Origin of the sequence: Pseudomonas morbosilactucae (assembly GCF_023241665.1) — a bacterium.
Taxonomy (GTDB): Bacteria; Pseudomonadota; Gammaproteobacteria; order Pseudomonadales; family Pseudomonadaceae; genus Aquipseudomonas; species Aquipseudomonas morbosilactucae.
The window spans coordinates 301,901-314,314 of the sequence record NZ_JALQCX010000011.1 but is presented as its reverse complement, the minus strand read 5'-3'; the positions used below and the strand labels follow the sequence as shown (position 1 = coordinate 314,314).

The window sequence follows — 12,414 nt, the reverse complement described above, 5'->3', positions numbered from 1 at the left end:
GGTCAGCGATTTGACGCATTGAATGTGCGTCGTAGGGAAGGTAAAGCAACATGGTACAGGTGAGAGCGCACCAGCCGATCAACACCGACGGCAGTATCAATCTCGAGGCATGGCTCGATCATGCGGTCAGCGTCGACATCGCGCTGGACCGTGAAGCCTTGAAGGAGGCCTGCGAGTTCGCTCGTGAGGCCGAGCAACAACACAATGCGGCGAAGAATCTCTGGGCCGAAGGCACGTCGAGTTTTCGCACGGGGCTGGAGATCGCCGAGATTCTCGCGGACCTCAAGCTGGACCAGGATTCGCTGCTGGCCGCGGTACTTTACCGTGGCGTGCGTGAAGGCCAGATCCAGTTGCCGGCGGTCAGCCAGCGTTTTGGTCCGGTGGTCGCCAAGCTGATCGACGGCGTGCTGCGCATGGCCGCCATCAGTGCCAGCCTCAGCCCTCGCCAGTCCCTGGTGCTGGGCACCCAGGCCCAGGTGGAAAACCTGCGCAAAATGCTGGTGGCGATGGTCGACGACGTACGCGTGGCGCTGATCAAGCTGGCCGAACGCACCTGCGCGATTCGTGCGGTGAAAACCGCCGACGACGAGAAGCGCAACCGGGTTGCCCGTGAGGTGTTCGACATTTACGCGCCCCTGGCTCACCGCCTGGGGATCGGCCATATCAAGTGGGAGCTGGAGGACCTGTCCTTCCGCTATCTGGAGCCAGACCAGTACAAACAGATCGCCAAGCTGCTGCACGAGCGGCGCCTGGACCGCGAGCGCTTTATCAGCGACGTGATGAACCAGTTGCAGAACGAGTTGCAGGCCACCGGCGTGGACGCGGACATCAGCGGCCGGGCCAAGCACATCTATTCCATCTGGCGCAAAATGCAGCGCAAGGGGCTGGAGTTCAGCCAGATCTACGACGTGCGCGCTGTGCGGGTGCTGGTGCCGGAAATGCGCGATTGCTACACCGCGCTGGGGATCGTCCACACCCTGTGGCGGCACATCCCCAAGGAATTTGACGACTACATCGCCAACCCCAAGGAAAACGGCTACCGCTCGCTGCACACCGCGGTGATCGGTCCCGAGGGCAAGGTGCTGGAAGTGCAGATCCGTACCCACGCCATGCACGAAGAGGCGGAGTTGGGGGTCTGTGCGCACTGGAAGTACAAGGGCACCGACGTCAAATCCGGTTCCAATCATTACGAAGAGAAGATCTCCTGGCTGCGGCAAGTGCTGGAATGGCACGAGGAGCTGGGCGACATCGGCGGCCTGGCCGAGCAGTTGCGGGTGGATATCGAGCCGGACCGGGTGTACATCTTCACCCCTGATGGCCACGCGATCGATTTGCCCAAGGGCGCCACGCCGCTGGACTTCGCTTACCGGGTGCACACCGAGATCGGCCACAACTGCCGGGGCGCGAAGATCAACGGGCGCATCGTGCCGCTCAACTACAGCCTGCAGACCGGCGAGCAGGTGGAGATCATCACCAGCAAGCACGGCACGCCTAGCCGTGACTGGCTGAACCCGAACCTGGGCTACGTCACCACGTCCCGAGCGCGGGCGAAGATCGTCCACTGGTTCAAGTTGCAGGCGCGGGACCAGAACGTCGCTGCCGGCAAGACCCTGCTTGAGCGCGAGCTCAATCGCCTGGGCTTGCCTCAGGTGGACTTCGACAAGTTGGCCGAAAAGGCCAACATGAAAACCGCCGAGGACATGTTTGCCGCCCTGGGGGCCGGTGACCTGCGTCTGGCACAACTGGTCAACCTGGCCCAGCAACTGGTCGAGCCAGAGCGTGGCAACGAGCAACTGGAACTGATTCCACGCAAGGCCGCCGGTTACAAGCCGGGCAAGCGCGGGGATATCCAGATCCAGGGCGTGGGCAACCTGATGACCCAGATGGCCGGCTGCTGCCAGCCGCTGCCCGGGGACGCCATCGTCGGTTACATCACCCAGGGGCGTGGCGTGAGCATTCACCGTCAGGACTGCGCCTCGGTGTTGCAATTGGGCGGGCGCGAGCCCGAGCGGATCATCCAGGTCAGTTGGGGCCCGGTGCCGGTGTTGACCTACCCGGTGGACATCATCATCCGCGCCTACGACCGTTCCGGTCTGCTGCGAGATGTGTCCCAAGTGTTGCTCAACGAGCGGATCAACGTGCTGGCGGTCAACACCCGCTCGAACAAAGAGGACAACACCGCGTTGATGTCCCTGACCATCGAGATTCCGGGGCTGGACGCGTTGGGGCGGTTGTTGGGGCGTATTTCCCAGTTGCCGAACATCATCGAGACCCGTCGCAACCGGACGCCGTAGCCATCCTCTGTGGCCGTTGTCGCACTCCGCGACGACGGCCATGGCCATGCCTGTGAAATGGATCAATCGATGTACAGCCTTGAAGACCTGCTGCACCTCATGGCACGCCTGCGCGACCCGCAATACGGCTGCCCTTGGGACATCAAGCAAACCTACGCCAGCATCGTCCCCCACACCCTTGAAGAAGCCTACGAAGTCGCCGATGCCATTGAGCGCGGGGATTTTGATCACCTGCAGGGTGAGCTGGGCGACCTGCTGTTCCAAGTGGTGTATTACAGCCAGTTGGCCCGGGAAGAGGGGCGTTTCGAATTCGACGGGGTGGTCGACAGCATTACCCGCAAGCTGATCCGTCGCCATCCCCATGTGTTTCCCACTGGGGACCTGTACGCGCCGCTGGACATTGCGCGGCTCGACGAGGAGCAGGTCAAGCAGCGCTGGGAGGAGATCAAGGCCGAGGAGCGCGCCGAGAAATCCGAGGCGCCGCTGCAGTTGTCCTTGCTCGACGATGTGCCCACGGCGTTGCCGGCCTTGTCGCGCACCGCCAAGTTGCAGAAGCGTGCGGCCCAGGTCGGGTTTGACTGGCCCCATGCATTGCCAGTGGTGGACAAGGTCCGGGAAGAGCTCGATGAAGTATTGGAGGCCATGGCCTCCAATGACCCGGCCGGGGTCAGCGATGAGTTGGGGGACTTGCTGTTTTCCGTGGTCAATCTGGCCCGGCACCTCAAGGTGGACCCGGAGACGGCCTTGCGCGGCGCCAACGCCAAGTTCGAAAGACGTTTCCGATTTATCGAGCAGGCATTGCGTGACACCCGCCGCCCAATAGAAGATTGCACCCTCGAAGAGTTGGACGCCCTGTGGGGTGAAGCCAAACGCCAGGAAAAGAATTTGCCCAGCTGTGGCTGAGGCCGTTGCCTAAGTGAGTAAGCATCATGAGCATTTCCCTTCGCGACCAGTTGCTCAAAGCAGGGTTGGTCAACCAAAAGCAGGCCAAGCAGGTCAGCAAAGACAAACAGAAGCAGCAGCGCCTGGCCCACAAGGGGCAGATCGAGCTGGATGATTCCCAGCAGCGCGCGGCCCAGGAGGCCATGGCCGAGAAGGTCAAGCGCGACCAAGAGCTCAACCGCCAGCAGCAGGAGAAGGCCGAGCAGAAGGCCCGCACCGCCCAGATCAAGCAACTGATCGAGGTGTCGCGCCTGCCCAAGCTGACCACCGAGGACTACTACAACTTCGTCGACGACAAGAAGGTCAAGCGTCTGTCGGTGAACACCCTGATGCGCAACAAGCTGAGCAGCGGCTCGCTGGCTATCGTGCATCACGGTGGCGGTTACGAAGTGATCCCCCGTGAGGCGGCGCTGAAGATCCAGGAGCGCGACCCACGACGTATCGTGCAGCTCAACGAGCCAACCGAGGCGCCGGACGAGGACGATCCGTACGCGGCCTACCAGATCCCTGACGATCTGATGTGGTAAAACGACAAACCCCGCTTATCAGCGGGGTTTGTGCTTTCAAGTCGGTGATTATTGAGTCTGGCTGGCGCGGTTTTGCTCTTGCAGCTCCAGCTCGGCCTTGTAGCTGTGGGCATCGCTCTCGGAGTGGAACATGCCGACCAGCAAGTCTTGTTGATGCACATCCCAGATCCGTACACCCGCGGCTACGCCTTCATGGGACATGTGTGAATCGTCGCGTTCAGTCACTTTTACAGTCATCTGCTAGCTCCAATCTCTGTTGATCTGCAGCAAGGCGTGTGCAGGACTCCGTTATATGTTTTGTTAGCTGGCTAAGTAAATCGCCTGGATTTGCAACAGTCCTTTGCAGGATTTGCGACAGTGCTGCAGCCCGCGCAAACCGTGACATTTGGTCGCAGGCACGAAGGTTTCATGACAAAAGTTTCATCTTCAAGCTCGCTGCACGGGTATGTGCGAGGCAAAAAAAACGCCGCTTGCTCTGGAAGAGAAGCGGCGTTTTTCTTAACGAACGGACCGTGTTGCGTTAGCTGCCTTTGACGGCCTTGCCGTTGACGGTGCCGTTGAGGAGCATGATGTTGTACTCCTTGCCGTCGGTTTCGACCTGTTGCAGACGTACCAGCAGGTAGTCCCAATCTTTGGCGAACCACATCACTGTGATGCGTTTGCTTTGTGTCGGGTCGCGAACCCGCTCAACCTTGATCGCTTCGATCTGGCCAGCCTTGGTGTCGACTTTCTCGGTGCCCAGGACGCGGAAGTCATAGGTGTCGACTTCGCCGCCATCAACCACCTGGTAGCTCATGCTTTTCTTGCCGGCTGCCACGTCGTGCTGCAAGGCCAGTTGGTAGGTGGACTTATCCACCATGCCCCGGTTCAGTGGCAGCTTGACCGGGTCGCCACGATCGGTACCGGTGACCATCTTGGCGGTCCAGTCGAAGTCCAGGTCGGCTTTCTTGGCTTTGCCCAAGCCGCCGCGCTCGAAGTGGTAGGACTGCGGCAGGAGGGTGTCCTTGTCCAGGGTCAGGGTGCTTTCTTCACTCAGGCTGGCGATCATCATCGAGGCCTTGAAGCTGAGCTTCCAGGCGCCGTTGCTGGATTTTTCCAGACTACGTTCAGCCGTGCCGCTCATCGGCAGTTGTTTCCAGTCGGCGGTGTAGCTGGCGGAGAAAGGTTGAAGGTCTGCCGCCTGCACGAGGGGCAGGGCGAACAGAGCGCAAGCGAAGAGCAGGGCGCGACGCATAAAATCTCCTAGGTTCGAATCAAGTGGCCGCTGGCGGCCAGTAACTGACCATCCAGTAAAGCGCCCTGGTCGCCGAGGGTCAGTCGGCCTTCGGCAAACCAGCGTACGGCCAGGGGATAGATCTGGTGTTCCTGAACGTGTACCCGCTGCGCCAGACTCTGGGGCGAGTCGTGCAACTCTACCGGGATCACAGCCTGTACGACCAGAGGTCCGCCATCGAGTTCCTCGGTGACGAAGTGCACGCTGCAGCCGTGCTCCGTGTCGCCGGCCTCGAGGGCGCGCTGATGGGTGTGTAACCCTTTGTATTTGGGCAGCAGCGAAGGGTGGATATTCAGCAGGCGTCCTTGATAGTGGCGCACGAAATCAGCGCTGAGGATGCGCATGAATCCGGCGAGCACTACCAGCTTTGGGGCAAAGGTGTCGATCAGCTCGATCAGGGCGTGGTCGAAGGCCTCGCGGCCTTCGAATGCCTTGTGATCGAGGAAGCGGGTAGCGATTCCCGCGTCCTGGGCGCGCTGCAGTCCATAGGCGTCAGCGCGGTTGGAGATCACGGCAGCGATGCGGACCGGACTGTCGTCGGTCCGCGCGCTGTCGATCAGGGCTTGCAGGTTACTGCCGGTGCCCGACAGCAGCACCACAACATCACAGGTCGGCGACTTCCGCTCTTGCATCAGTGTGCCTTGAGGTTTTTCAGCTCGACTTGGGCAGCGCCTTCGGCCGCTGTAGCGATCTGGCCGATGACCCAAGGTTGTTCGCCGGCTTCACGCAGGGTGTTCAAGGCTATTTCAACGTGTTCCTGGGCTACGCAGATGACCATGCCTACGCCGCAGTTCAGGACGCGGTGCATTTCGTGCTCGTCGACGTTGCCTTGCTCTTGCAGCCAGTCGAAGACCGCCGGGCGCTGCCAGCTGGCGACGTCAACCACGGCCTGGGCACCTTTTGGCAGAACGCGTGGAATGTTGTCCAGCAAGCCGCCACCGGTGATGTGGGCCATGGCTTTGACCGCGCCGGTGTCCTTGATCAGCTTGAGCAGTGGCTTGACGTAGATGCGGGTCGGGGCCATCAGCAGCTCGGTCAGCGGCTTGCCGTCCAGCTGGATGTTTTCGATGTCGGCGCCTGCCACTTCGATGATCTTGCGGATCAGCGAGTAGCCGTTGGAGTGCGGGCCCGAGGAAGGCAGGGCCAGCAGGGCGTCGCCGGTGGCCACTTTGGAGCCGTCGATGATTTCCGATTTTTCCACGACGCCAACGCAGAAGCCGGCCAGGTCGTAGTCTTCGCCTTCGTACATGCCTGGCATTTCAGCGGTTTCGCCGCCCACCAGGGAGCAGCCGGACAGTTCGCAGCCGGCGCCGATGCCGGTCACGACCTGGGCAGCGGTGTCGACGTTGAGTTTGCCGGTGGCGTAGTAGTCGAGGAAGAACAGCGGTTCGGCGCCGCAGACCACCAGGTCATTCACGCACATGGCCACCAGGTCGATGCCGATGCTGTCGTGTTTGTTCAGGTTCAGGGCCAGGCGCAGCTTGGTGCCGACGCCGTCGGTGCCAGAGACCAGAACAGGTTGTTTGTAGCCGGCCGGGATTTCGCAGAGGGCGCCGAAACCGCCCAGGCCGCCCATGACTTCCGGGCGCGCAGTGCGCTTGGCCACGCTCTTGATGCGTTCGACCAATGCTTCACCGGCGTCGATGTCTACACCGGCGTCTTTGTAGCTCAGGGAGGGTTGCTTGCTCATGATCCAGGCCTTTAGGGGGGATTCAGGGGGTATCGACCGAACCCAGTGAGACCGCCGAACCAGTGCAGGCGGGATCGCCGCTTGCGAGTTTCAGGGTGCCCAGCTGTTGCCGGTCTGCGAAGGCGCGCGATTTTATCAGGCTTGAGGGGCAGCGGCCATCCTCGGGCCGACGGGCAGGGGCATATCCCGGCAAAAAAACTGTATTTGCTTGTATTGCCAGTCTCCTGCCGCGTCCTAAAAGGTATAGCCTCTAACCGGCTATCGTTATGACAGCACGAAATCTTTCAGCGGACCTGTGAATGTTTTGCCGGGCCGAGTGGTCACAGGCTTGCGCAACCCGCTTTACGGGTTCGGTTTCAATGGTTTTTGTCGTCGGGAATTCTCCATGCGTCTGGGTCAATTTTTAGTTGTGGGCTGTTTGTCATTGGTCAGCCTGGCGAGTCACGCCGAAACCCTCAATGGCCTTTATCAAGTGCGCGAGCCTGTCAGCAGTCAGGCCCCTGAAGAGCGCGATCAGGCAACCCAGCGTGCCGTGGAAACCCTGGTGCTGCGCCTGACCGGCGATGCCAAGGCTGCCCAGGGGCCGGGCCTGGCAGCGATCCGCAAGGACCCACAGCAGATCATCAGTCAATACGGTTACGACGCCGGGCCGCCGGAAAGTCTGCAAGTGGATTTCGACCCGGTCAGTACCGACCGTGCCTTGCGTCAAGCGGGGCTGTCGTTGTGGGGCAGCAATCGGCCGTCGATCCTCGCTTGGTGGTTGAGTGATTCGACTGAGGGCTCGAGCCTGGTGGGGGATGGTCAAGCCAGCGCTGCGCCGCTGCGGCGTGCCGCGCAGCATCGCGGGTTGCCGCTGCGCCTGCCGCTGGGTGACCTGAATGAGCAAATCGTGGCGACCGCGCCGAACCTTGAAGGGGCCGACCCTGCGCCATTGCATGACGCTTCCGAGCGCTACGGTGCCGACGCCTTGCTGGCGGTGCATGCGCGGGAAGAAGGTGGGCAATGGCAGGCCAAGTGGCGCCTGTGGCTGGGCGATCAGAAGGAACAGGGTTCCGTGCAGGGCGCCGATACCGCAGCCCTGGCCGATGCCGTGCTGTTGGCAGTGAGCCAGCGCCTGGCGCCGCGCTTTGTCACTAAGCCGGGGGCCTCAAGCGAGCAGTGGCTTGAGGTGCAGGGCATGACGCTGGAGCGTTACGCCACCTTGGGGCATCTGCTGGAGCCGTTTGGCGCGCAACTGCGCAGTGTGGATGGGGATCGCATTGTCTACCGCCTCAACGGCAGCCCTGAACAGCTGCGAGCGCAGTTGTCCCTAGCCAAGCTGCAGGAGGTGCCGCCCGGTGAAGCTGCTGCGCCTCCGGCCGAGGGGGAGGGGGCTGCGCCCGTCGCGGCACCAGCCGGGCAGTTGCATTTCCGTTGGTAGTGGTTTGTTTCCTTATATATAGAAGCGGGAGTGGTTCATGACCGATACGCGTCGTTGGGTCTGGTTGGGCGTGGTCGCCCTGTTTTGCGCGTTTGTGTACCTGTTGCATCCCATCCTCACGCCCTTCCTGGTGGCGCTGCTGTTGGCCTACCTGTTCGATCCCCTGGTGGATCGCCTGGAAAAGCTCGGTTTGTCGAGGACCTGGGGCGTGGTGGCAGTGTTCGCACTGTTTACCCTGATTGTCATGACCTTGCTGCTGGTGCTGGTGCCGATGCTGGCCAAGCAATTGGTCCGGCTCTATGAGCTGGCGCCGCAGATGCTCGACTGGTTGCAGCACACCGCGATGCCGTGGGCACAGTCCAAGCTGGGGCTGTCGGACGGCTTCTGGAAGTTCGACAAGGTCAAGGCTGCCATCAGTGAGCACATGGGCCAGACCACCGATATTGTCGGCGTGGTCCTGAGCCAGGCCACGGCGTCGAGCCTGGCCTTGATCGGCTGGCTGGCCAATCTGGTGTTGATCCCGGTGGTGAGCTTCTACCTGTTGCGTGACTGGGATCTGATGATGGCCAAGATCCGCAGCCTGTTGCCCCGTGACCGTGAAGAGCGCGTGGTGTCGCTGGCCGGAGAGTGCCATGAAGTGCTGGGCGCCTTTGTCCGCGGGCAACTGCTGGTGATGGTGGCGCTGGGCATGATCTACGCCGCAGGGCTGATGCTGGTGGGGCTGGAGTTGGGGCTGTTGATCGGTTTGATCGCGGGTCTGGCGGCCATCGTGCCTTATATGGGCTTTGTCATTGGCATTGGCGCGGCGTTGGTGGCCGGGCTGTTCCAGTTTGGTGGCGACCTGTACCCAATGATTGGCATCGTGGCGGTGTTCATGGTTGGCCAAGCGCTGGAAGGCATGGTGCTGACGCCGCTGTTGGTGGGCGACCGTATTGGCCTGCATCCGGTGGCGGTGATCTTCGCCATTCTGGCGGGGGGCGAGCTGTTCGGCTTTACCGGGGTCCTGCTGGCGTTGCCGGTGGCGGCCGTGATCATGGTGCTGGTACGTCACGTGCATGACTTGTACAAGCACTCGGATCTTTACAGTGGGGTTGAAGATCCTGATCTGTAACGGCTTTTGATCCTCCTGTGGGTGGCAGCCGGGCTTGGTCCCGGGTTGCCACGGTGGGCGTGGGGGCTGTCACATTTGCGCTCGGCCATTCTCCGGGTAGCCCTTGCAGCCAACGCAAACCTTTGATTTTGCTTGTGGTCTGCTGCATTGTGCGCCCGGCGTCACGGGTATAAACTTTGCAAACTTTACACAGAGGCCACTAACGGTTCGTTTCGAACTGTTCAGTCAGCATGAAACCGATTCAGCTGCCCCTAGGTGTGCGTCTGCGTGATGACGCCACCTTCATCAACTACTATCCAGGCGCCAATGCCGCTGCACTCGGCTATGTCGAGCGGCTTTGCGAAGCCGACGCCGGCTGGACCGAAAGTCTGATTTACCTCTGGGGCAAGGATGGGGTGGGGCGTACTCATTTGCTGCAGGCGGCGTGCCTGCGTTTCGAGCAGTTGGGTGAGCCGGCGGTGTATCTGCCTTTGGCGGAGCTTCTGGATCGCGGTATCGAGATTCTCGACAACCTAGAGCAGTACGAACTGGTCTGCCTGGACGATCTGCAAGCGGTGGCGGGCAAGGCGGATTGGGAAGAGGCACTGTTTCATCTGTTCAATCGCCTGCGCGACAGCGGCCGACGCTTGTTGATTGCAGCATCGACCTCGCCGCGGGAGCTGCCGGTCAAGCTGGCGGATTTGAAGTCCCGACTGACCCTGGCGCTGATTTTCCAGATGCGCCCGCTCTCCGATGAAGACAAATTACGTGCCTTGCAGTTACGCGCATCCCGTCGCGGCCTGCACCTGACCGACGAAGTCGGGCATTTTATTTTGACCCGTGGCACTCGCAGCATGAGCGCCTTGTTCGAGCTGCTTGAGCGCCTCGATCAGGCTTCATTGCAGGCGCAGCGCAAGCTGACGATTCCCTTCCTCAAAGAAACCCTGGGCTGGTAAAACCGCGGCCTCCAGCGATGTTTCGACATATTTCAGGCGTCAGAAAAATCGCTTCTGGAGAGGTTTCCAGAGGCGTTTTGCTAGAAAATGGGCTTAAAGCCTTAGATGCAAAGCAGAAACTCATAAGTCACATTTAGATCGATTGAATTTGCAAATGAGGGCGATAGGAGGCATAGTCGCGGCTTCTTTTATTTCAAGCCACGGTCGTGCCCATGCTAAATCGCTTCGCACCCCTCGTGCCTCTCGCACTCGTTACCCTGTTGTTTGGTTGCGCTTCTCACACTCCAGTGTCCCAGCAGCAACAAGCACCACAGGTTCAAACCAGCGTCAAAAATCAGTCTTCCCTGGTCTATCAGGAAGAAGTCGCCACTGAAAAAGAACTGGCTGAATTCGCTGATAACAAGCCTTATCAGTTGCCTGTTCTGGCCGATAGCATCCTCGAGCGTGGCATGTCCCTGATCGGTACCCGTTACCGTTTTGGCGGCTCCTCGGAAGCCGGCTTTGATTGCAGTGGTTTCATCGGTTATCTGTTCCGTGAAGAAGCCGGCATGAACCTGCCGCGCTCGACTCGGGAAATGATCAACGTCGACGCGCCATTGGTTGCCCGCAACAAGCTGCAACCGGGTGACCTGCTGTTCTTCGCTACCAATGGTCGCCGTGGTCGTGTCAGTCACGCCGGGATCTATCTGGGTGACGATCAGTTCATCCACTCCAGCAGCCGCCGTAGCGGTGGCGTTCGGGTAGACAGCCTGGGCGACACTTACTGGAGCAAGACCTTCATCGAAGCCAAGCGCGCACTGGCGATGGCACCGACCGTGGTCACCGCGCGCAAATAAGCAGGCATTTTGTAAGGCGAACTTAAAGTCTTACTTGAAGTTTGAAGCGTAGCCGCTAGAATTCTGATCTATTGTTGAAACTAACCGCGTAAGCCCTGCTTACGCGGTTTTGTTTTCAGCGCCACGGCAGAGAAAGCCGCATCCCGATCAGGATTGTTCAGCTTATGTCGACGTCGGCCCGCCTCGCATTCATTGTTCTCGCAGCGCTGCTCAGCGCCTGCGCCAGCCGTACACCGCCTCCGGCGCAAGTGGTACGCGCTCCCGTATTCAATCCTTCGCAAAACTTTTCTCCGGTCGCTGAAGACGTACTGTTTCGCGCCTTGGGCTTGGTGGGCACGCCTTATCGTTGGGGCGGCAACACCCCGGATTCGGGTTTCGATTGCAGCGGCCTGATCGGCTACGTGTACCGCGACGCCGCAGGCATCTCGCTGCCGCGCTCCACCCGGGAAATGATCGGTATGCAGGCCCCGGACGTGGGCAAGGATGCGTTGCAAACCGGCGACCTGATCTTTTTCGCCACCAATGGCGGCTCCCAGGTCAGCCATGCCGGCATCTACGTGGGCGAAGGCCGCTTTGTGCATGCCCCGGCCACCGGCGGTACGGTCAAGCTGGACAGTCTGTCCAAGGCCTATTGGCAAAAAGCCTATCTGAGTGCCAAGCGGGTGTTGCAGCCTGAGCATCTGGCGCGCATCCCCTAAGCGCCGTCCCTTGTCGAGGTAGCGATGACCGCCCGAACCCTCAGCCTCGACGACCCCCTCTATCAGTATCTGCTGGACGTCTCCTTGCGCGAGACGCCGTTGCTGCGTCGGCTGCGTGACGAAACCCAGGCCTTGCCCGAGGCTCGCTGGCAGGTGGCGCCGGAGCAGGGGCAATTTCTCGGGTTACTGGTCAAGTTGCTGGGCGCCCGGCGTTTGCTGGAAGTCGGGACGTTCACCGGTTACAGCGCGCTGTGTATGGCTCAGGCGCTGCCGGAAGGGGGCTCGTTGCTGTGTTGCGACTTGCCGGGAAACTACAATGCCACCGCCCAGGCGTATTGGCGGGAGGCTGGAGTCGCCGAGCGCATCGAATTGCGCCTGGCACCGGCCCTGGAAACCCTGGCCGTCCTGGAGGCCCAGGGCCAGGGCGCTACCTTCGACTTGATTTTTGTCGACGCCGACAAGGCCAACTATCCACTGTATCTGGAGAGCGCCCTGCGCCTGTTGCGCGAGGGCGGCTTGCTGCTGTTCGACAACACCTTGTGGAGCGGTCGGGTGCTGCGGGAGCAGCCCGACAGTGACGATACCCGCGCCATCCAACAGCTCAACCTCGCCCTGAAGGATGACCTGCGTGTCGACCTGTCCCTGCTCCCCTTGGGCGATGGCTTGACCTTGTGCCGCAAGCGTTGAG

The 12,414-nt window shown here is 60.9% G+C and carries 13 protein-coding genes; 9 read left to right on the top strand and 4 right to left on the bottom strand.

Annotated features, from left to right (window positions below):
• Positions 1-50: 50 nt before the first annotated feature.
• The 3 genes from relA (at position 51) to M1B35_RS08045 (ending at position 3,763) form a co-directional block, all read left to right on the top strand.
• Positions 51-2,294 (top strand): GTP diphosphokinase, encoded by a 2,244-nt coding sequence (gene relA, locus M1B35_RS08055; RefSeq protein WP_268261651.1) that lies wholly within the window; start codon positions 51-53, stop codon positions 2,292-2,294.
• A 69-nt stretch (positions 2,295-2,363) separates the two neighbouring features.
• On the top strand, positions 2,364-3,197 hold the full coding sequence (mazG, locus tag M1B35_RS08050) for a nucleoside triphosphate pyrophosphohydrolase (RefSeq protein WP_123328401.1): 834 nt from the start codon (positions 2,364-2,366) through the stop codon (positions 3,195-3,197).
• Positions 3,198-3,223: 26 nt separating this feature from the next.
• The gene (locus M1B35_RS08045) at positions 3,224-3,763 is read left to right on the top strand and encodes a DUF2058 domain-containing protein (protein WP_123328400.1); all 540 of its coding nucleotides are present in this window, start codon (positions 3,224-3,226) and stop codon (positions 3,761-3,763) included.
• 48 nt (positions 3,764-3,811) lie between these two features.
• Here the strand turns inward: M1B35_RS08045 and M1B35_RS08040 are convergent, their stop codons facing one another.
• The 4 genes from M1B35_RS08040 to purM all read right to left on the bottom strand — a co-directional run bounded on the left by M1B35_RS08040 (position 3,812) and on the right by purM (position 6,726).
• The gene (locus M1B35_RS08040; protein ID WP_123328399.1) at positions 3,812-4,000 is read right to left on the bottom strand and encodes a hypothetical protein; all 189 of its coding nucleotides are present in this window, start codon (positions 3,998-4,000) and stop codon (positions 3,812-3,814) included.
• Positions 4,001-4,283: 283 nt separating this feature from the next.
• Complete coding sequence (locus tag M1B35_RS08035) at positions 4,284-4,997, bottom strand: DUF3108 domain-containing protein (RefSeq protein WP_123328398.1); 714 nt, start codon at positions 4,995-4,997, stop codon at positions 4,284-4,286.
• 8 nt (positions 4,998-5,005) lie between these two features.
• Complete coding sequence (gene purN, locus M1B35_RS08030) at positions 5,006-5,668, bottom strand: phosphoribosylglycinamide formyltransferase (RefSeq protein WP_123328397.1); 663 nt, start codon at positions 5,666-5,668, stop codon at positions 5,006-5,008.
• Complete coding sequence (purM, locus tag M1B35_RS08025; protein WP_123328396.1) at positions 5,668-6,726, bottom strand: phosphoribosylformylglycinamidine cyclo-ligase; 1,059 nt, start codon at positions 6,724-6,726, stop codon at positions 5,668-5,670. The genes purN and purM overlap by 1 nt, the downstream gene beginning before the upstream one ends.
• A 385-nt stretch (positions 6,727-7,111) precedes the next feature.
• Here purM and M1B35_RS08020 point away from each other — a divergent pair, with 385 nt between their 5' ends.
• The 6 genes from M1B35_RS08020 to M1B35_RS07995 all read left to right on the top strand — a co-directional run bounded on the left by M1B35_RS08020 (position 7,112) and on the right by M1B35_RS07995 (position 12,413).
• Positions 7,112-8,146 (top strand): DUF2066 domain-containing protein, encoded by a 1,035-nt coding sequence (locus M1B35_RS08020; RefSeq protein ID WP_268261650.1) that lies wholly within the window; start codon positions 7,112-7,114, stop codon positions 8,144-8,146.
• Between the two features lie 37 nt (positions 8,147-8,183).
• Positions 8,184-9,257 carry an AI-2E family transporter gene (locus tag M1B35_RS08015; RefSeq protein ID WP_268261649.1) on the top strand — a complete coding sequence of 358 codons (1,074 nt, stop codon included), beginning with the start codon at positions 8,184-8,186 and terminating at the stop codon, positions 9,255-9,257.
• Positions 9,258-9,487: 230 nt separating this feature from the next.
• Positions 9,488-10,192, top strand: coding sequence for a DnaA regulatory inactivator Hda (hda, locus tag M1B35_RS08010; RefSeq protein WP_007898944.1), 705 nt, complete (start codon positions 9,488-9,490; stop codon positions 10,190-10,192).
• 212 nt (positions 10,193-10,404) lie between these two features.
• On the top strand, positions 10,405-11,028 hold the full coding sequence (locus M1B35_RS08005; protein WP_123328393.1) for a C40 family peptidase: 624 nt from the start codon (positions 10,405-10,407) through the stop codon (positions 11,026-11,028).
• 164 nt (positions 11,029-11,192) lie between these two features.
• Positions 11,193-11,726, top strand: coding sequence for a C40 family peptidase (locus M1B35_RS08000; RefSeq protein WP_268261648.1), 534 nt, complete (start codon positions 11,193-11,195; stop codon positions 11,724-11,726).
• Between the two features lie 24 nt (positions 11,727-11,750).
• On the top strand, positions 11,751-12,413 hold the full coding sequence (locus M1B35_RS07995) for a class I SAM-dependent methyltransferase (protein ID WP_268261647.1): 663 nt from the start codon (positions 11,751-11,753) through the stop codon (positions 12,411-12,413).
• The last annotated feature ends 1 nt before the right edge of the window (position 12,414 follow it).